Raw genomic sequence first — 20477 nt, 5'->3', positions numbered from 1 at the left:
GTGGGTACAGCATTGCTGGAAATGAAGGAAATATCAAAGGAATTTCCTGGTGTGAAGGCACTTGATCACGTATCAATTCAGGTGAACCAGTCAGAAATTCTTGCATTGCTCGGTGAGAATGGTGCCGGCAAATCTACATTAATGAAGGTACTAGCAGGTGTCTATCAGCCAAGTAACGGACAAATCTATATAAATGGGCATCCTGTAAAGATTGAGGGGCCAAAGTACTCGCAAAATTTGGGGATAAGTATCATTTATCAAGAATTTAACTTAATCCCGCATATGAGTGTTGCTGAAAATATTTTTATCGGCAGGGAGCCACGTAAGACAAAAGGAATTATCGACCGAAAGAAGATCAAGTTGGAAACGAGAGAGTGGCTTGATAAAGTTGGTTTGACACGCGTTTCCCCGGAAACGCTTATTGCCGACTTATCCGTTGCCCAGCAACAGCTGGTGGAAATCGCAAAAGCCCTTTCCTTTCATTCAAAAATTATTATCATGGATGAGCCGACAGCGGCTTTAAATGATGAAGAAACAAATAAACTGTTAGCCATCATGAAAGAGCTCAAACAGCAAGGCATGGGTGTCATTTTTATTACCCACCGTCTTGAAGAGGTACAAGCTGTTGCCGATTCAATTGCTGTATTAAGGGATGGAAAGTATATCGGAAGTGCCTTAGTTAAAGATGTAACTAAGGATGACATGGTTACAATGATGGTTGGCCGTGAACTGACCGATATGTTTCCAGAAAAAGGCCTGCCGACTGACCAAGTCTGTTTAGAGGTAAAAGACGTTTCGGTGCCAGGTGCTTTAAACGGGATTAATTTTACCGTAAAAAAAGGCGAAATACTTGGCATTGCTGGATTAATGGGTTCGGGACGTACTGAACTTTCGAAAGCGATTTTTGGAATGTACAACAATATGACAGGGACCGTAAAGGTTGATTCGAAGCTTGTTAAGGGGCCAAAGGGTGCAATTGATGCTGGAATTGCCTTGGTGACAGACGACCGGAAGCAGGAGGGGCTCGTCCTTGGCCTATCTGTTTATGAAAATCTGCTTCTACCATCCTATCGAAAAATTTCACAGTTTGGTATCCTAAAGCGCAGGAAAAAGGATGAAATTGTAAATCGCTGGATTCAGGATTTGAAAATAAAGGTTCATGATGCAAAGGTTGAGGTCAGAACGTTAAGCGGCGGAAATCAGCAGAAGGTCGTTCTTGGAAAATGGCTGCAAATGAATCCGAAATTGCTCATATTAAATGAACCCACAAGGGGCATTGATGTGGGTGCGAAGGCGGAAATTTATCAAATAATGAAAAGGCTTACAGGTGAGGGGATTTCAATTATTATGATCTCATCTGAAATGCCAGAACTGCTTGGATTGAGTAACCGTATCATGGTGATGAATGAAGGGCGGATAACTGCCGAGCTTAGTCAGAGCGAAGCAACTCAGGAAAAAATCTTTTATTACGCATCCGGAGGTGTGATGAATGCCTAGTACAACACCTGTTCAAAAGCAAGAAGAGAAAAAGGCGGGGGTCAACTGGCTGTCGTTAATTGAAAAATATCGTGTACTTCTCATTTTTATCGTGTTATGTGTCGTTGCTGCTTCCTTATCAGATGTATTCTTCACGATGAGCAACGTCATGAACGTGTTGCGCCAAGTTTCAATTATCGCAATTATCGCAAGTGGGATGACCCTGGTTATTTTACTAGCAGGAATTGACCTTTCTGTAGGGGCGGTAATGGCCTTTTCGGGAGCGATTTTAGCTGGAGCCCTCACAGCAGGCTGGCCACTGTGGCTTGCATTAGTTGCGGCACTTGCCGTTGGTTTGCTATTTGGTATTCTTAACGGATTTTTTGTGGCAAGGTTTGGAATTCCATCCTTTATTGTCACATTGGCGATCATGGTTATCGCACGCGGTATGACACTTGTCTACACAAAGGGGTATCCGCTCGTAGTTAGCAATGAAGCTTACCGTTTTATTGGTAGCGGAAGAATTTTCGGTATTCCTGTTCCAATCATCATCATGTTTGCTATCTTTGGTTTCATGTATTGGATGTTAAAATACACAAGCTTTGGCCGATACATTTATGCGATCGGTGGCAATGAAGAAACAGCGGTTCTAGCAGGAATTAATGTTAGAGGAGTAAAAATCGCTGTATTTGGAATTGCTGGTTTACTTTCAGCTTTATCTGCCATTATTTATACCTCGCGATTAATGTCAGCACAACCAACAGCCGGTAACGGAATTGAGTTAGATGCGATTGCTGCGGTAATTATTGGCGGGACAAGTTTAGCAGGGGGGAAAGGGGCGGTAACTGGAACACTGATTGGTGCATTGATCATGGGTGTTCTCGATAATATTTTGAATTTGATGAATGTGTCACCGTTCTATCAAAGTATCGCAAAGGGCCTTGTTATTTTAGTAGCGGTTTTAGTAGATAGTAAGTTTTCTAAAATTAAAAAATAATAAACTGGAGGGTTTACCATGAAAAAGATTATAACTTTGTTAGCAATGCTTTCTATTATTATAGGTTTAGTGGGCTGTAGTATGGATGAGGGAACAAGCAAAAAATCAGGTTCTGAAAAGAAGGATGACGGTAAATTAAAAGTTGGTTTATCAATGAACACGTTAAACAATCCATTCTTTGTTGCTGTTAAAGAAGGGGCAGAAGCACAAGCGGAAAAAGAAGGAAATATTGATCTTGTTATTACCGATGCCCAGAATGACCCAGGTAAGCAATTATCTGACGTGGAAAACCTGTTACAACAAAATGTTGATGTATTAATTATTGACCCAACAGATAGTGATGCGATTGCTCAGGCAGTTAAAAAGGCAAATGATGCTAAAATTCCAGTGTTTACAATTGACCGTAATTCTAACGGTGGCGAAGTCATTACACATATTGGTTTTGATGCCCTAAAGTCTGGTAATCTAGCTGGTAACTATTTGAAGGATGTCCTTGGTGGCAAAGGTAAGATTGTTGAAATTCAAGGAATTCTTGGCACAAACGTAGGACAACTTCGTAGTGAAGGATTTAATGAAATTGTTAAAGCAACAGCAGGCTTTGAAGTAGTAGCACAACAAGCTGCAAACTTTGACCGTGGTGAAGCGATGAAAGTAATGGAAGATATTCTTCAAGCAAACCCCGAAATCGATGGTGTTTATGCAGCGAACGATGAAATGGCATTAGGTGCATTAGCAGCGATTGAAGCCGCTGGCCGTCTTGATGAGATTGTAATCATTGGCTGTGATGCAGTTGACCCATCAATTGAGGCGATTAAAGCTGGAAAAATGGAAGCAACGATTGCAGAACCGCCATATTTCCTTGGCCAAGAAGCCATTATCACTGCACTCAAAATATCTAAAGGTGAAAGCGTAGAAAAAGAAGTTATTCTTGATTCTACACTAGTTACATCGGATAACGTAAATACTGTAAAAACAAAATAATTGTAGCAGTGGATTATGCCGCTGAATTGGCGGCTAAGGATATTTCAAGAGTAAAAACGCAATTGTTTTGCGTTTTTACTTTTACCATCATGAAAAAAAGTAAGGCGGGTGACGGTTTATGTCCAAAATTGTAGTAGTAGGAAGCTATGTTGTTGATTTAATGAGTAGGACTCCACATCTTCCAAAGCCCGGTGAGACCGTTCTTGGCGGTCCGTTTCAAATGGGGCCAGGCGGAAAAGGAGGCAACCAAGCAACTGCAGCCGCAAGAAGTGGTTCAGAGGTTACTTTTGTGACAAAATTGGGCGATGACCTTTTTGGAAGAGATGCTTTGAGACACTTTAACGCCGAGAATATCAATACACAATACATAAAGGTTGATCCGAATCAGACTACAGGTGTAGCCTTGATTGAAGTAGATGATCAGAGCGAAAACAGTATTGTTGTGGCATTAGGTGCATGCGGCACACTAACTGAGACAGAAGTATTGGAAGTGGAAGATAAAGTAAAAGAGGCAGATATTGCGCTGCTTCAATTAGAAACAAGTATTGAAGCGATTGTTACGACGGTGAAGCTAGCAGCTAAATATGAAGTACCGGTCATTCTAAATCCTGCGCCATTCCAGGAATTCCCACGGGAACTTCTCAACGATGTTGCCTATATCACCCCTAATGAAACAGAAGCCTATGAACTAAGCGGTGTGGAGGTGACGGACGAGCAAACAGCGCTTGCCGCTTCTAAAAAGCTTTTTGGAATGGGTGTCGGTACTGTGATCATCACGATGGGTAAGCAAGGTGCATTTGTCTATACTGGAGGCGAACAAGGGAAGCTAGTTTCAGGGTATAAAGTGGAAGCTATTGACACAACTGGAGCAGGTGATGCCTTTAATGGCGGCTTCGCCCATGCACTCAGCATTGGCAAAACCCTAGACGAGGCAATCACCTACGCCAACGCCGTCGCAGCCCTTTCCGTAACAAAAATAGGAACAGCACCAGCCATGCCCTACAAACACGAAGTAGAAGCATTCTTGGAACAGTATCGTGCACTAAACTAAAAATAAAAGGGATGGCGGTCATTCGACCGTCATCCTTTTTTTGCGGTGCCTTTTGCGGTGCCTGTCACCATTCATGCATTTTTAGCTATTTATGCATGCGCTTTATTCATTTTGGTGACACATATTTGGGTGACAGGCACCATTTATGCAAAATTCCTCGTTTACTCATTCACTTTATTCATCGTTTTTCTTGTCTTTTTCTTGCTTTTTTTGTTGTTCTTGCAGTGCGAGCAGTATGTCTTGGACGTCGATTTTCCCATCATTGTTTAGGTCTGGAATGCTGGTTTCTGGTTTTGAAGGAGGTGGTGGCGCTGGATGGGCTGCGGCTGTTGCTACGTTCCGTTGTTTCGGTTTAAAGGCAAAGGTGAATACCAAGAGAAGGATTATTAATAAACCTGCAACTCCATCAACGATATAGAAGAGAGTGGTGTAATCTGACCATAAGGTTTTACTTTCCCCCGTCTTTTTCTCAGCATTGGTAATGAGATGTTTTATCTCTGAATGATTTGGATATATTCTTTGGACTGCTTCAAACTTTTCAAGGGCATTTTTATAATAGCCGCCCCAATAGAGCTCTAGACCATCTCTATATAGCTTATCTGTATCACTAATAGCATTCCTTGCACCGGCCTGATTGACGAACTCTTTAACGGTATTTACCGGAACCGCAAAATTAAAGCCCTGAACTTCTTGGCCATTCACGGTATCGCCTCTAAAGGTTAATAATCCAATAATCTCACCTTTATCATTAATGACTGGACCGCCACTGTTTCCATGGGTAGCTGCCGCGTTAATCTGAATCACAGGACTTCCTTGTTCTGTTTTCTTTGAAGTGGCTGAGATTTGCCCAGCATTCATTGAAGATACGAGGGAGGAATCGGGTGATAGGAGGTCAGAATCTGCAGCTGCTGGATAGCCGCTAACCCAAATGTTTTCTTGATTTTGGATATCATCAGAGTTTCCAAGCTTTATAGTTGGTAGGTTTTTCCCTTCAATTTTAAGTACGGCTACGTCCTTTCCTTCATTAATTGGAGCACCATAGCTTTTTACCTCACCATCGAGTGTATCCCCGCCAGGTAAAATTACCTTTAAAAATCTATCTATACTAGTGTATTGGGTGTAGGTAAGCATATAATCATAAGCTGTTTCGAAATCAATTTGATAATAGTCTGCCATGATTGAAACAAGCTGTTCAAAGGCAGCATTGGCAAGATCTGCATCCTCCATCTGAGAGCCTTCTACCACATGGGCATTTGTTACGATATAGCCATCGGAACTAATAATCGCCCCCGAACCTGAACCGCCAATGACCGTTTGGTTATTTAGTTGAGCTAATATAGAGGCAACCTCAGGGTCATCCGGGTTATTAAACTGCCATCCAACAACAGCATAATCAATAATCCGAACAACCGCTGGTTTCGTATACTCTGCTAACTTCTGAGCCTGTGAAATACCCGAAGAATTTGGCTTAATGCCCATTAAGACAAAAGAACCAATAATAACACCAATAAGCAGCAAACTTAAAGGTATGGTAAAAAGGGCCCTTTTCATCAATCATTCACCTCTCCAATGAATTTTTTGAATAATCCATTCATATATATGCCTTTAGTGAATTAAAGAAACTTTGTCTAGGAAAATATACATACTGTGGATGTCCCAATGAATGGTGCCTAACTATGGTGCCCACTATGGTGCCTGTCACCACGCGTGGACAAATTGGGTGTTTTGTCCGCCTGGGGTGGACAGTAAAAAAAGCCAGCAGGAGTGCTGGCTTTTTTGAGGTATATTCCATTGTATGAGTATCTAGCGTATTTTAGATAAATAATAATAGGCTTATTGCCATTACTGCCATGCCGGCAATTAGGCCATAGATTGATAGATGGGTTTCATCATATCTTTTGGCAGCAGGCAATAATTCGTCTAGAGAGATGAATACCATTATCCCAGCTACAGCAGCGAAGATGACGCCAAACATAACATCGTTTAGGAAAGGCATTAAGAATAGGTAAGCGACGAGCGCGCCGACTGGCTCAGATAGCCCAGACAAGAATGATAGTTTGAAAGCCTTTTTCTTATCGCCTGTTGCAAAGTAGACTGGAACAGATACAGCAATGCCCTCTGGGATATTATGGATGGCAATTGCGACAGCTATCGCAATCCCAAGTGCTGGATCTTGTAAAGCGGATGTGAAGGTAGCGATTCCTTCAGGGAAGTTATGAATCCCGATGGCAAGCGCTGTGAATGTCCCCATCTTTAATAGCGCAGCGTCTGTGGTCTTATTTCCATTTTTCACAGGTAGTTTCATATCTTCTACTGTTTTTAATTCATGTGGGTTTGTTTGCTTAGGGATAAATTTATCAATTAGAGCAATTAGCATTATCCCGCCAAAAAAACCTCCTACGGTTACCCAGTTGCCGGACACTTCACCTAAAGCACCCACTAAAGCAACCTTCGCTTTTACAAAAATTTCAACCATCGATACATAGATCATCACACCCGCTGAAAATCCAAGAGTAACGGAAAGAAATTTTGTATTGGTATGCGAGGTAAAAAATGCAAGCAAGCTTCCGATACCTGTTGCAAGCCCCGCAAATAATGTCAAACCTAATGCAAAAAGCACATTTGCTTCCATATTCACTTCTCCTTTATTGAACTAATTATTTGTGGACGTTAATTTTATAAAATTTCCAATATTATTATATATGCATGGGCTCAGAAATGTTTCCTGTGAGAAACATTTTACACCTAATGAAACAAAAAATCAGTAAAAAGGAATAAGTATTAGATAAATAATAAAAAAACGTGAAAGTCCTTGTATCGCTCTCAAGGATTTTCACATTTGTTATTTTACTTAATTTAGTAGTTTCCAGGACCGTATCCGCCCATTCCTGGTCTTGGGCCGTACCCATAACCAGGGTAGCCACCGCCAGGATAACCGCCACCAGGGTAGCCACCACCAGGATAACCGCCACCAGGGTAACCAGCACCAGGGTAGCCACCGCTGAATCCACCAAGGTTGGATCCTAAATATCCTAACCCTAGGCCCAGTAAACCGGCACCGAATGATCCTAAATTAAAATTGGATTGTGACCCATGGTGATGTTGTCCGCCGCCACCGTAACCACCGCCGTGACCACCACCGTGACCACCGCCGTAACCACCGCCGTGACCACCGCCGTAACCACCGCCGTGACCACCGCCGTGACCACCGCCGTAACCACCGCCGTGACCACCGCCGTGACCACCGCCGTGACCACCGCCGTGACCACCGCCGTGACCGCCGCCGTGACCGCCGCCATGACCACCGCCATAACTACCACCATGATGACTCTGACCATTCTGCCTATATGCAAACGGATAATTTATTGGTTGATACATAAGTTCATCTCTCCTCTATATATAATTTAAACTGGTACACTCACATCCTATGTCACTTTGGGTATTCCTCTTGGGCTGACGGCTAAAAAGAAGCTAGAAGACAAACAAATAGAAACAGCCATCCACTGTCCGCCCCAGACGGACAAAACAGCTGAATTGTCCACGAGTGGTGCCTGTCACCATGTCACTGTCACCATTTCTCCCAAAAATACGTCTTAGGTCTTAGGTTCGTTTACATTTATGGTCTATGGAAAGAAGGGTTTTTATGGTGTATTGTTGAAGTATTGAGAGATGTCTTGCCTTTCTTATTTCTAGTTTTTTTAAATTAGGTGAAACATCTTTTTCTTTCATTCGTATGAATAGAAAGGATTTCTAAGTCAGGAGAGATTATTATGAATCCGTTTATCTCGTTTTTTGTTCGTTCGTTCTTAGCTGTTCCTTCGGCTTTTACGATTTTTCTTGTCAGCCTTTTTGGATTTGATCAGACATACCTTTTATCGTCCGTTTTTGCCATAGCTGGAGGTGCCGTTGTTGATCAAGCTACCGCTGCTATTATGAAAAACCGCTTCCTTAAACAACACCAACTATCTAGAAAAGAATATCGATATATTAAGAAAAATTTAGATGAAGCGAAGCTAAAAATAAACCGGCTAAACAAATCGTTGTTTTCGATTCGCGACCTTCAAACGGTAAAGCAAAGAATTGATGTACTCCGTGTCGCTAGGAAAATACAGAGCCTTGCCAAAACTGAGCCGAGACGTTTTTATAAGGCGGAGAAGTTTTACTTTTCTCATTTAGATTCAGTTGTTGAGCTAACAGAGAAATATCGCTTTCTATCTGTTCAACCGAAGAAAAATCATGAAATTGACGTCTCGCTGTACGAAACACGCCAAACTCTCATAGAGTTAACGAAGGCTTTAGAAGAGGACTTATACTATATGATTTCTGATGATATTGATCATTTGAATTTTGAAATTGATGTTGCCAAGCATTCGATTAAAAAGCTTAATGATTCTAAATTCGATAATGACGAAAGCAGGAGGCTGAAATGAGCGAAAATAACTCATCACATGTGAAAAAATCCGATAATTTATTGGATGATATCTTAGCAAACCCATTTGGAGATACACAAGAGCTTGTACCACAGCCACAGCTGCAGCCTTCGACACAGCACCAGGAAGCAAAACCAGTCAAGCTGATTGATAAAATACCTGAAGAGAACAGGGCGAAGGCATATCAACTAGCTGAACAAATTGATCCGACCAACCATCAAGCGATGATCACCTACGGGACCCAGGCTCAGGGCAAGCTGTTAACCTTTTCCCATGCCATGCTTGAGCATGTTCAGAAACAGGATATTGGTGAGGTTGGCGAGATTATCAGTGATCTAATGAAGCGGCTTGATGAGGTTAATCCAGATGAACTGAAGGATGGTAAGCCATCCTTTTTCGCGCGTATGTTTGGAAAAATTTCAGGCACCCTGCAAGAGGTACTTTCCAAATATCAAAAAACAGGTGCACAGATTGATCGAATTAGCGTAAAGCTAGACCGAAGTAAAAATGTCCTGTTATCCGATATAAAATTGCTTGAACAGCTTTATGAAACCAATAAAGAATATTTCCATGCTTTGAATGTGTATATTGCCGCAGGAGAAATTAAGCTCGAGGAGCTCAATGAAAAAACAATCCCTGCAATGAAAAGAGCGGCGGAGGCTGCAAATGATCAAATGAAGTTCCAAGAGGTCAATGATATGATACAATTCGCTGACCGCTTAGATAAACGCTTATATGACTTGAAATTAAGCCGTGAAATTACGATTCAAAGTGCCCCGCAAATCCGGCTGATTCAAAACACCAACCAGGCACTTGTGGAAAAAATTCAATCGTCCATCATGACAGCTATTCCTTTGTGGAAAAATCAGGTAGCGATTGCCTTGACGTTGATTAGGCAGCGCCATGCGGTAGAAGCGCAGAAAAAAGTGTCACAAACAACCAATGACTTGCTATTGAAAAATGCGGAAATGCTGAAGACCAACACAATCGAGACGGCGAAGGAAAACGAACGAGGTCTGGTGGATATTGAAACACTCAAGAAAACACAGGAAAACTTGATTACCACACTTGAAGAAACAATGCGAATTCAAGAGGAAGGGCGTCACAAGCGCCGCATTGCCGAACAAGAATTAGCGACAATGGAAAACGATTTGCGAGTGAAGTTACTGGAGATTAAAGGAAAGTAGCACACAATTTTACATTAGCAAGAAAATCATCCTATAAAAGAAGCGTCAAGTCCATTAGCGGACCTGACGCTTTTTTTCATTAAAGGCGTATTTTTAAAAAACTAAACTACTTCCAGCCGTTAATTATTAACAGGTATAGCGTTTAAATATTCCTCAAGGGTAATGCCTTTACTCATAATTTCTAACGCCATTGCTTTTCCAACATAACGAAGATGCCATGGCTCATACTGATAGCCAGTGATTGCTTCTTTACCTTTTGGATAGCGAATAATAAAGCCATATTCAGCCGCATGTGCTTCCAGCCATATTGCCTCCTTTGTTGCTCCAAAGCAATCCATAGCAGCACATTTCCCATCTCCTCCAGTCACATCGATGGTTAGGCCTGTTTCATGTTCACTCGTACCTGGTAAGGCACTGTAAGTCCGTGCCTTTTCATAGCCATCTCTATTTACATAATAGTTAAAGAGGGATACTTGTGTTGCGTGTGAGCGATAGGCTGAAACACCTAATAGACTTATTCCCTGTTTATTTGCTTCTGTGAAAAGGGTATTTATGGCTGTAGCCGCTTCACTGCGCATCTTACGTTTGTCTGATTGTTCTTTAAAAACGAAGGGAACTTGCGTATATACCAAGTCTGTTGGGTTATAACTATCCGGTAGCTTGTTTTGTTTATTAACAAGAACCTGGATACTCGCTGGATTAGCAACAACTGGAATACTCTCCTCTTCCTTCTTAGCAGGCTTGTTTTCTTCCAGTTTTAGACCTGGGTCCGTTTTTTTCCCTGTCCCTTGGTTTAGAGTGGGAGGAGGTGTTGTATTTTCCTGTTTAGGAGCGGGCGGAACTTTCTCTGGTTGGGCAGCAGATTCCGTATTCTTCACTGGTGTTTCCGTGTTTTTGTCCGCATTGTTTTCAGGTGCAGGCTTTCCTGCTTCCTTCTCCTGTTCAACTGCTTTTTGAGGCTGCTGTAAAGCATTCAAAATATCACTTGAACAGCCTGTTAATGGTAAAGCTAAAATGACAAAAAATATGCCAATTGTAAGGTATTTAAACATGTCAAACTCCTTTATAGAATCCTATTAATCTATTTATATCTATCAATCAATTTTTTCAAATCAAAATAAGGTTATCCCTTTTCTAATTTGACGTCAATGATTTAATAAAAGTTACGATCCTTCTAGAAATAGGCCAAATAGTAAGGGAAATAACGCAGAAAAAATATCAATAGGTAATTTGTCACTTTATTTTTGTTAACATATGGAATACATTATAAATAGACACATAAATCGTACGAAATGGCAAAACTATTGAAAAATGGTGACGCAAAACTAAAGGGGCTAATGTTATAGACGATGCCAGCCAGTTATCGAACACGACAACTCCGTCGATTTATGTAAACCAAACGAGGAGGTATTCATGTGTTGTTAAAAAGTTTTTTTATTAAGGGAAAATATTTTTATCATTTAGTTCAGCATCGCCATCATGTATTACTCCAGCAGGATTGTTTAAGGGAAGAGCTTAAATCTGAGTTAAGGATGAAGGCGCTTTATCATAATAGTAAAGCAATTGAGTTGGGTGCGAGGATATAATTAATCAGAGAAAGCCTAGGAAAAATTTCCTAGGCCTTTTCTTCGGTCACGAAATCAAATTTTTGAACAAAGTTGCATGTTGAGCAGGCCCTGCCGATCAATTCCTTTGATTGGGTATCCTCATAGTAGATTTCTTCATAACTGCAAACGGGGCATTCCATAATATGAAAAATTTGACGATCACCTAAAACCGCATCTAACAATATTTCAAAGTACATCGGAGCACCTCAATCTATTATTTTCTACTAACATATCAAATGCTAGTTGTGAGAATTGAAGAATATTGTCAGGAGGGCTCATAAATATTTTCGACAGGATTCTACTGTTTCATGAAGAACTCTATCAATAATACAAAAAAGTACCAAAGGTCGAGCCTCTGATACTTACTTTTAGGTTTAGTGTGACATGTTTTCACTGCCATCATCGGTGCCGTCTTTGGTGACTTTCAATATCCCGACAGCGCCTTTTGTTGCATGATTGAATTGATGTGTAACAATAGGGTAACTGCCTTCTTTAGTGACTGTGAATTCAACAACCGCTCCGCCGCTTGCAGGCAGCATAACGGTTTGCATGCCTTTCATTAGGTTAAAAGGATTTCCATCGATATAGACAGTATCAAAGAGGGTTCCTACGACATGGAAGCTGCTGACTTCATTTGGTCCAATGTTGTTAACGTAAAATCTAACTTTATCTCCGACTTTGGCAAGCAATGGGGTATCGACTAGCGCTCCAACTGTACCGTTTGTATTGAGATCGCCCTCTTTTAAGGCTTTGGTAGAGAAGACGACTTGACTTGGTGTTCCATTAGTAAAGTCCTCTAAGTCGTTGTATTTATACCATTCATTTTGGATGATAACAAACTCACGATCCACTTCAGAGTCAGTCGGGTAGCCGTCTTTTGGTTTTACGATAATTGTACCGTGCATTCCGTTTGCAATATGTGATAACACTGGCTTCGTACCACAGTGATACATAAACACGCCAGGATTGTTAGCCGGATAAGAAAATGTACCTGTTTCATTTGGCATTACATCGATAAAATCCTTTGATGGTGAAGCATGTACGGCATGGAAATCCATGCTATGCGGGATGGCAGGGTCGATGTTTTTCAAAGTAAAATTGATTGTGTCTCCTTCATTTACAACAATGACTGGTCCTGGTGCTTCCCCGTTAAATGTCCAAGCTTTATAGATATTTCCTTTATTAATTTCGATATCAGTTATTTGCGAAGTCATTTCAACGTTAACTTCATGCTCGCCTACGCGTTCCATTTTAAGCGGGATTGGCTGTTGATTGAGTCCTTTATGGGGTTCGATTACCTGGGATGCCGTGTTTTCCTTAGCCTTTACCGTTTGCTTTACATCTGTTTCACTTTGCGCATTGCACGCACTTAAAACCATGACAGAAGTGACAATTACCGTAATAAATTTCCCTATCTTACCCACTAAAATCTCCTCCATTACCCCTTTTATTTGAACAACTTTTAAGCTCAAAAAACTGTGATTAGAGACTAAACTTATTTGTGAGATTGCTATTGATTACCCCTTAATTTTAACTTTTGCAAGCGCTTTCCTAGTGATTCTAATCACTTATTTTCGGGTGTTTATGAACACTTTGTGAATTAGTGAGCAATTAATAACATTAATAAGTTGTTTAAGTAATTTTCCTTTTCCGACCAATTAGGTACAATTAGTAAGTACGTACACATTAGGAATCGGAGTGAAGAGCATGTTAATTGAATATATTGCAACCACGATTGAGGATGCTTTAATAATTGAAAAATCAGGAGCAGATCGAATTGAGCTTGTCTCTGGTTTGACGGAGGGCGGGTTAACCCCAAGCTATGGATTGATAGAAAAAGTAGTCAGCAGCGTTAGCATCCCGGTCAATGTTATGGTTAGACCCCATGCGAATTCATTTTATTATTCGAAGGATGATCTAGCGATTATGAAAAAGGATATCCGGACGATCGGGTCCTTAGGGGCAAACGGGGTTGTTTTGGGGATGCTAGACAAAGAAGGGCATATCGATTTCCAGCAGCTCGATGAACTATTTACAGAGACGAGAAAAATGGAGGTTACCTTCCATCGAGCAATCGACAGTTCAAAGAATATAGTAGAATCGGCTGGAAAATTGAATCAATACCCGCAAATTCATACGATATTAACCTCTGGTGGTCACGGAGATTGGCCAACAAGACTGGAGACATTAGTGAAAATAAAGGAAAGTTGTCCCGATACGGATATCCTCATTGGTAGTGGACTGACCAGGGATAATATTCATGAGGTTCATTCGCTTGTAGGTACAGGGTGCTATCATTTTGGGACAGCTGTTCGTCACGGAAATAGTGTGCTTCAAAGTGTATCTTCAGAAAAGGCTGTTGAACTAGTTTCGATAATGAGGGAATTAGCTGGGCATAGTAAAACTAAATAATTTCTCATCAGGAGGCAGACAAGTCATGAAAAATGAGCATGACCAAACAAGTGAAGGCCTAAATCAAATTTTTGAGATTATTAATGCGAAAGGTGATACGGGTGAACTTGAGAATATTATAAAAAAGGATAAAACAACTGACAATGAGAACCAAAGTGAAAGTGTGAAGCCATAGTGGTCCCTTACAGGGGCCTTTTTAACTGAGACTAAAGTAGTACAAACGAGAAGGCTTTAGGGCTTAAGTGGTATAGACGACTGTACACATAAAAGTTTATAATTTTAGTGTATTGTAAGCGTTACCGCGAAAATTCAATACATAGAGTTCTACTGCAATTGATGAATAAGCGAAAGGGGGATGTATGTAAAAAGAACCAGATCCAGTAGTTTAATCTGTTCCTGTTTAGTAATGTAATTACAGTGAAATGTCTTGATGGTGATAAACTGGAGAAACTTACACCTACAGAGAAACCACACAGCCACATATGTTTGTTTATACAGGGATTTAGCGTTATTCCAATATTAAACGCACTTCGTAACAATCTTCATTTCAAGTGTACAAAGCCCACTTCAGAAAAATATGATCCTATGCTACTGCATCTTTGTTGTAAGGGTGGGGAGAGATAGAAAGACAAATTACTTTTTCAAAAAGTTAAATAGAATCGGGGGATGAAAATGCGGAATTATTTTAAAACATTTATCACTGCATTTATGGCATTTGCACTCGTTTTAACTGGCATTCCTTTTTCGCAAGCAACAGCTGCAACGGGAATCGAGGACTTAGTGATTGATCTTAACATACCCCAAGTAAGCCGGGAAGTAAAAGATAATAAAATTGATTTGAATCCACTCCATGTTTATGAGAATGGCCAGTTTCTACTAGCGTCAGAGAATATAAGATGGAAGTCATCTAACAAAAATGTTGCCTCTGTAACTGAAGATGGTGAAGTGACGTTATCCGGTCACAATGGCAAAACGTTTATCACGGTTACAGATGGTAGCTTTAGTGATAGAATTTCGATTCAATTCAAAGGGAATCAGGATGAAATTCTTATTAAAAAAGAAACAGGAAAGCGCTATGACCTCATCGATCATGCAATCAAGCAGATGACAATGGAAGAAAAGGTCGGACAAATGTTAATGCCTGATTATAGAAACTGGAAGGGCAAAAATGTAACGGTAATGAATGAAGAAATTGCTCAACAGGTAAAGGATTATCATCTTGGTGGGGTTATTTTATTTGCGGAAAATGTTGTTGGAACAGAGCAAACAGCTAGACTTGTAAATGCCTATCAAGAAGCTGCAGAAAAGTATAATCTGTTGATTACAATTGACCAAGAAGGTGGAATTGTCACGCGTCTTCAATCAGGTACTCATATGCCAGGGAATATGGCACTTGGAGCAACAAGGTCTGAAGAGGTAGCTGAAAAGGTTGGAAAAGCAATTGGCGAAGAACTCCACTCGCTTGGAATCAATATGAATTTAGCACCTGTACTCGATGTAAATAATAATCCGGATAATCCAGTTATCGGTGTTCGTTCATATGGTGAAGATCCTGAGTTAGTTGGGAAAATGGGAACAGCCTATATTAAAGGTCTTCAAGAAAGCGGGACAGCTGCAACTGCAAAGCATTTTCCAGGACATGGCGATACAGCGACAGATTCACACTTTTCATTGCCAGTTGTACCACATGATATTGATCGTTTAAAAGCAGTAGAATTATATCCGTTTCAGCAAGCAATGAACGCCGGAATTGATGCGGTGATGACCGCTCACGTGACCTTTCCAAATGTCGATGATTCAACGGCGATCTCTAAAAAGGATGGTTCAGTGATTCCTGTACCAGCTACACTATCTAACAAAGTATTAACGGGTCTTATGCGTGAAGAGATGGGCTATAACGGGCTTATTATTACAGATGCGATGAATATGCAGGCAATCGCAGACCACTTTGGACCAGTAGATGCTGCCATACGTACCGTAAAAGCGGGCTCTGACATTGTTTTAATGCCTGTTGGTCTTGATGCAGTCGCGAACGGCCTCTACGATGCGGTAAATACGGGCGAAATCTCAATAGAAAGAATCGAACAGTCAGTCGAGCGAATCTTGACCTTGAAATTAAACAGAGGAATTGTAAAGGCTGATGTTGAAAAGAGTATCGATGAAAAAATCGCCAACGCCCTACAAGTAGTAGGTTCCCCTGAACATAAAGCAGTGGAAAAAGAAGCAGCAGAAAAATCAATTACACTTGTGAAAAATGATGCTGTGCTGCCACTTAACGCAAGCGCAGGAGAAAGAATAGTTGTCGTCGGTTCGAACGCTACAACTATCGCTGCTGAAGTTCAAAAGCATCAAGGAAATGTAACTGTTATTAATACGGCAATTCCACTTACAGCTGCCAATTTGGAGATTGCGAAATCAGCAAAATATATTATCTTAGGAACAAGTACCTCTACAGTAGGTGCCAGAGCGCCAAGCACTAACATAATGAAGTTAGCTAACCAGCTCATCGAACAAACGGAAGTACCAGTAATCGGCGTCGGAATCAGAAACCCATATGACATCATGTCCTACCCAAATGCAGACGCCTACCTTGCACAGTATGGCACAAGACCGGCAAGCTACGAAGCAACCGTTAACACCATCTTTGGTGTAAACAACCCAACAGGAAAACTACCAGTTACCATTTACAACCAAACTGGCGGCGTCCTCTATGGCTTTGACCATGGACTAGGATATTAAATCGTTAATAGTTCCTTTAACTAATTCGGTGCCTGTCACCGCCCGTGGACACTGTCCACCTGAGGCGGACAGTTAGCCGCGCAAAATAGGATGGAAAAGACCTCAACCCTTTACATTGGGTTGAGGTCTTTTTATGGTTTGGCATACTTTTTAAAAAACTTTACAACGGGGCTTGCTGTCTCGATTTGAATTTCCTTTATCAGCTTTTTGAAGCTATCAGATTGGACCTTTAACAATTCCTTTCGGACAGCCTTGTTCTGCCAAATCGAATTTGGAGATTTTAAGTATTTCTTCAATGAGCTTTGATAATGTATGTCCGTCCCACTTTTTTTCGCCGTCCATTGAATAAATAACAGTGTTGTTTGCTCATCCGCATACTTGCGAAGGTAAGCAAATAGTTGACTATAGTGATAACTGCCCCCTTCGCCAGCAAAAGCAGCCAATAGGTGCTGAAAATACGTCGGTGAAAGCTGGCCTTGTAGCACATGTTTAAGAATTTCCCTCAGTTCATCACGATTGCTAATAGGTAAGCTCTTCAATGATAATTCAACTGGAAGTGCCGGGGAACTGAATAGATCATAAAGGACATTCATGATTTTGTATTTATGAAGGATTCCCGCTTCTTTAAGCTCGCGTTCTGATATTTTGTTAGTCGATAATCGCCCGAACGCCTCAATATCCTCTAGCGTAATATTATTTAAATTCATGCCGTCCAGCAAGGCGATTTCCGTGAATATCAACATCCGTTCCTTAAAGGAAGCAAACTCTGTCCCTTCCCCCTGATATTCCTTAACCAGGTTTGCTGCCTTAAATGGGTTGAGAGCGTCGCCAACCGCATCTGCCGTTTTAAAAATTATCTGCGATTCAAACTGGCTATTTTTTAACAAAAAGGGTGCGTTCACTAATAAATGAGAGAGTGAGAGTAAAATATCCTCCACATGCCGCAATGGTTTAAATTTTTCATCGAGGTATTGATTAAGCAGCTCCCCGTAATCCGGGTGCTCATTGATAAATTCAACAAGCGGCGAATAGGTATGCTTGTCCTCCTCAAGGATTTTCCATATCGCATGAAAAAGAGGATCGTTTTCATAGTGTTTAAGAGTGTTTAGGATAAACGAAAGGCCATCCGGATTTAGTGAAATATGATTAAATTGAACCACCGCTCGGATCATATCAGTCGCCGTTGCTGCATCCGCTACTAGTTTTTCTTCCTGAATTATTGCAATAAATAACTGTTCCAAATCCCTTTTCAAAGGCTTGTCTTTCTGTAAAAACTTCAGCAGGCTAGAGAGGAAGCCAATTTTATTTTTCACAAAATAGCCAGTATCTCCACTAGAAAGAGTTTGATAGATGGCAGTTAACTCGTAGTAGCTATCCTTTTCTAATTTTTGATCTTCGGTAAATCCTATTAAAGCTCTTTCTGAAAACGCAAAGAAATCATCAAGCTTTTCACCTGCTGTTAAATACATCCAAGCAAAATCCAAATATTCATGCTCCTGACCTTCAAGCTCAACCCCGGAAATTCGCTTCGTGGAAAAATCAAAAATTAATTGTTTTTCCATTGAACGGTTCCGGAGATTAAGGGTTCCCGGCTCAAAGAAGGTGATATCAATGTATTTCTTTCCTTCTGGCTCGCTTGAAAAGGAAAGCGCCCCAAGTTTCCTTCGGTAACTATACGGTAAATAGTGAAAGAGTAATTCTAGAAGTTTTCGAGCCATCTTTGTATAATCCTTTACCTCTATATTTAACGCAATATACACCTTCTTCTTGCCGGAAACCGAGCTCATGACCGCAAATAATAGCTGTTTAAAAATAGGTTCCGTGATACCTAGGTCTAGCAGAAGCTCATCTTTATCAGCCAGTAAATCCCTTTCTGCCACCACACTAATTTCCGGTTCAGGCAGAACTTGTCCCATTCCAATATCATAGGATGTTTTAAAGTCGTTTAATTGGAACAGCTTTGCTGGATTCTTGAGCCACTCCTCCTTACATTCCCGCGGAATAATATAGTTGTGCATAAAATAGCTACTGCGCTGCCCAGTAAAATCCGTTGGAACATGCACGGCCTGGCCAATAATTAATTCGCCAGTTTCGGGCTGAATGATGGTCAAGGCTTCCGGATAAAGTGAGCCGTCTTTTTCACCGCGCTCTGACAATGTTTTGGGCGAAGAGTAAATGCAAATGGGATGCAAATACTTTTTCACAAATGCTTTATCAAGGTCCACGGAAATCGCTATCGTGTCATAACCGGCGGTTGTATGAAAAATACCGCCGCGGTCCCTCGTATAGAATTGCTGCAGAATCTTGCTTCCGCTCACTATTCATGTCTCCCTTCAATAAAACCAAGTTTATAAAGTAACCAGATAAACGGCTCATCCACGCGAATCGGACAAATGATTCCACTTACCTGTTGATCGACAGGATTGTTTCCTAAGGCGGATACGGCAAAGAATGAGATGTTTTTAAAATAAACATCCATTGCATTCACAAACGGAGTATCAACCTTATCGAGGAAACGCCGAATTTCTCCATTGATATTTTCGTATTCTGCTAGGTTTAAGTAGCCACGATGGGTGACATTATTAAATACATTGCTATTGGTGCGGATATAGTCGCCGTCTTCTTGTTTTAATGCATGCAATAAATCGCTCTTCGTCAGGACAACCGCAGTAGGAATCGTTGTTTTGCTATTTTCTAGGTGTGCAATAAAGTCGCCAAACATGGAAATAACCAATTCACGAGGCTCTTGCGCAACACCAACAATTTCCCCTGGTTTTTCTCCCAACTGATGGATCATCTTGTCACGAATTGTACGGATTTGCATGGGATCGACTAAGAACAGAATCCCAGAAGAATTCTTGATATGGGAGGCATGGAGTTGAAGATAGTCCTTGTCGGTCATGCCTTCACCAGCAACATCGAAAAACACGAGTGTTAATGGCGGCTTTTCTTCCTCTTTAAAAATAAACTGGAAAATAAACGGCTCTTGACGTCTAGTACTTGCAGTGGATTGTAATAAGGTTCCATTTTCAAACAGTGGTATTTCGTAATCTTGACGAAATCGTCTACTAATCCCGTTGTCCAGTGGGATGCAGGCGGCTTCAAAATTATTAGCTGTTTTCCGCTGGAGGGTATGAATTAACGATGTCATATACACAGACTTTCCTACCGATGTTGCGCCAACTATGGAAATAATATTGCTTGGGTGTTTGCCAGCAGTGATCGGAAGGTCGTTATGACATTCAGGACAAAGTCGGTCCCTGGTGACGATGGAATATTTATCAGAAACCCCCATTAACACACGTCCAGAGTAAATTTTATTCTCATCGGGTATCATTGATGGGTGGATGACGGCTTCCAATTCATCAATTGGGGCAAGCCCAAACTTTTCCCTGTAATCATTTAGCAATTCATCCTCCTGCAGGGCTAAGGCCTCGTCATCCTCGCGGTGATGGGCAGCCCGAAAAACGACGTCCTCATGATGGAATTTTGAAAAACAGTAGGGGCAAACAATATCGTAAAAAGGCAATTTCTCTATTTTTATCTCTTTTTTCTCAAAAATTCTCTTTAGCAGACCGAACATGTAACCATCTCCCT

18 protein-coding genes and 1 riboswitch are annotated in these 20477 nt (G+C 41.0%); of the genes, 10 read left to right on the top strand and 8 right to left on the bottom strand.

Annotation, left to right across the window (positions count from 1 at the left end; genetic code table 11):
• The 4 genes from NSS81_RS08485 (at window position 1) to rbsK (ending at window position 4505) form a co-directional block, all read left to right on the top strand.
• On the top strand, window positions 1-1497 hold the full coding sequence (locus NSS81_RS08485; RefSeq protein ID WP_342433064.1) for a sugar ABC transporter ATP-binding protein: 1497 nt from the start codon (window positions 1-3) through the stop codon (window positions 1495-1497).
• Complete coding sequence (locus NSS81_RS08480; protein ID WP_342433063.1) at window positions 1490-2473, top strand: ribose ABC transporter permease; 984 nt, start codon at window positions 1490-1492, stop codon at window positions 2471-2473. The genes NSS81_RS08485 and NSS81_RS08480 overlap by 8 nt, the downstream gene beginning before the upstream one ends.
• Before the next feature lie 18 nt (window positions 2474-2491).
• Window positions 2492-3454, top strand: coding sequence for a substrate-binding domain-containing protein (locus NSS81_RS08475; protein ID WP_342433062.1), 963 nt, complete (start codon window positions 2492-2494; stop codon window positions 3452-3454).
• Between the two features lie 118 nt (window positions 3455-3572).
• Entirely contained in the window at window positions 3573-4505 is a 933-nt protein-coding gene (rbsK, locus tag NSS81_RS08470) for a ribokinase (protein WP_342433061.1), read from the top strand.
• A 174-nt stretch (window positions 4506-4679) separates the two neighbouring features.
• On the opposite strand, the gene NSS81_RS08465 is transcribed toward rbsK, so the two are convergent.
• From NSS81_RS08465 to NSS81_RS08455, 3 genes are all read right to left on the bottom strand, one after another.
• Window positions 4680-6056, bottom strand: coding sequence for a trypsin-like peptidase domain-containing protein (locus tag NSS81_RS08465; RefSeq protein ID WP_342433060.1), 1377 nt, complete (start codon window positions 6054-6056; stop codon window positions 4680-4682).
• Window positions 6057-6318: 262 nt separating this feature from the next.
• The gene (zupT, locus tag NSS81_RS08460; protein ID WP_342433059.1) at window positions 6319-7137 is read right to left on the bottom strand and encodes a zinc transporter ZupT; all 819 of its coding nucleotides are present in this window, start codon (window positions 7135-7137) and stop codon (window positions 6319-6321) included.
• A 224-nt stretch (window positions 7138-7361) separates the two neighbouring features.
• Complete coding sequence (locus NSS81_RS08455; protein WP_342433058.1) at window positions 7362-7883, bottom strand: hypothetical protein; 522 nt, start codon at window positions 7881-7883, stop codon at window positions 7362-7364.
• 392 nt (window positions 7884-8275) lie between these two features.
• On the opposite strand from NSS81_RS08455, the gene NSS81_RS08450 reads away from it, so the two are divergent.
• Window positions 8276-8935, top strand: a complete 660-nt coding sequence (locus tag NSS81_RS08450; RefSeq protein WP_342433057.1) for a 5-bromo-4-chloroindolyl phosphate hydrolysis family protein — start codon at window positions 8276-8278, stop codon at window positions 8933-8935.
• Window positions 8932-10122, top strand: a complete 1191-nt coding sequence (locus tag NSS81_RS08445; protein ID WP_342433056.1) for a toxic anion resistance protein — start codon at window positions 8932-8934, stop codon at window positions 10120-10122. The genes NSS81_RS08450 and NSS81_RS08445 overlap by 4 nt, the downstream gene beginning before the upstream one ends.
• Window positions 10123-10241: 119 nt before the next feature.
• Here the strand turns inward: NSS81_RS08445 and NSS81_RS08440 are convergent, their stop codons facing one another.
• Entirely contained in the window at window positions 10242-11174 is a 933-nt protein-coding gene (locus NSS81_RS08440; protein WP_342433055.1) for a M15 family metallopeptidase, read from the bottom strand.
• Window positions 11175-11406: 232 nt separating this feature from the next.
• Window positions 11407-11490: riboswitch (cyclic di-GMP riboswitch) on the top strand.
• 47 nt (window positions 11491-11537) lie between these two features.
• On the opposite strand from NSS81_RS08440, the gene NSS81_RS08435 reads away from it, so the two are divergent.
• A complete protein-coding gene (locus NSS81_RS08435; RefSeq protein ID WP_342433054.1) occupies window positions 11538-11708 on the top strand; it encodes a hypothetical protein in 171 nt (56 codons plus the stop codon).
• A gap of 29 nt (window positions 11709-11737) precedes the next feature.
• Here NSS81_RS08435 and NSS81_RS08430 read toward each other — a convergent pair whose 3' ends face one another.
• A complete protein-coding gene (locus NSS81_RS08430; protein WP_342433053.1) occupies window positions 11738-11926 on the bottom strand; it encodes an acyltransferase in 189 nt (62 codons plus the stop codon).
• 177 nt (window positions 11927-12103) lie between these two features.
• Window positions 12104-13108: a multicopper oxidase domain-containing protein gene (locus NSS81_RS08425; RefSeq protein WP_342433976.1), complete on the bottom strand. Its 1005-nt coding sequence runs from the start codon at window positions 13106-13108 to the stop codon at window positions 12104-12106.
• Between the two features lie 328 nt (window positions 13109-13436).
• On the opposite strand from NSS81_RS08425, the gene NSS81_RS08420 reads away from it, so the two are divergent.
• The 3 genes from NSS81_RS08420 (at window position 13437) to NSS81_RS08410 (ending at window position 16880) form a co-directional block, all read left to right on the top strand.
• Window positions 13437-14141: a copper homeostasis protein CutC gene (locus NSS81_RS08420; protein WP_342433052.1), complete on the top strand. Its 705-nt coding sequence runs from the start codon at window positions 13437-13439 to the stop codon at window positions 14139-14141.
• A gap of 25 nt (window positions 14142-14166) precedes the next feature.
• Complete coding sequence (locus NSS81_RS08415) at window positions 14167-14316, top strand: hypothetical protein (RefSeq protein ID WP_342433051.1); 150 nt, start codon at window positions 14167-14169, stop codon at window positions 14314-14316.
• Window positions 14317-14813: 497 nt separating this feature from the next.
• The gene (locus tag NSS81_RS08410) at window positions 14814-16880 is read left to right on the top strand and encodes a glycoside hydrolase family 3 N-terminal domain-containing protein (RefSeq protein ID WP_342433050.1); all 2067 of its coding nucleotides are present in this window, start codon (window positions 14814-14816) and stop codon (window positions 16878-16880) included.
• A 131-nt stretch (window positions 16881-17011) separates the two neighbouring features.
• Here NSS81_RS08410 and NSS81_RS08405 read toward each other — a convergent pair whose 3' ends face one another.
• The gene (locus tag NSS81_RS08405) at window positions 17012-19198 is read right to left on the bottom strand and encodes a hypothetical protein (protein ID WP_342433049.1); all 2187 of its coding nucleotides are present in this window, start codon (window positions 19196-19198) and stop codon (window positions 17012-17014) included.
• Window positions 19198-20463: a hypothetical protein gene (locus NSS81_RS08400; protein WP_342433048.1), complete on the bottom strand. Its 1266-nt coding sequence runs from the start codon at window positions 20461-20463 to the stop codon at window positions 19198-19200. Before NSS81_RS08400 ends, NSS81_RS08405 begins: the two co-directional genes overlap by 1 nt.
• Window positions 20464-20477: the final 14 nt, after the last annotated feature.

It is taken from the genome of Neobacillus sp. FSL H8-0543 (genome assembly GCF_038592905.1).
Lineage (GTDB): Bacteria > Bacillota > Bacilli > Bacillales > Cytobacillaceae > Neobacillus.
This window is presented reverse-complemented; position numbering and strand designations above follow the sequence as displayed.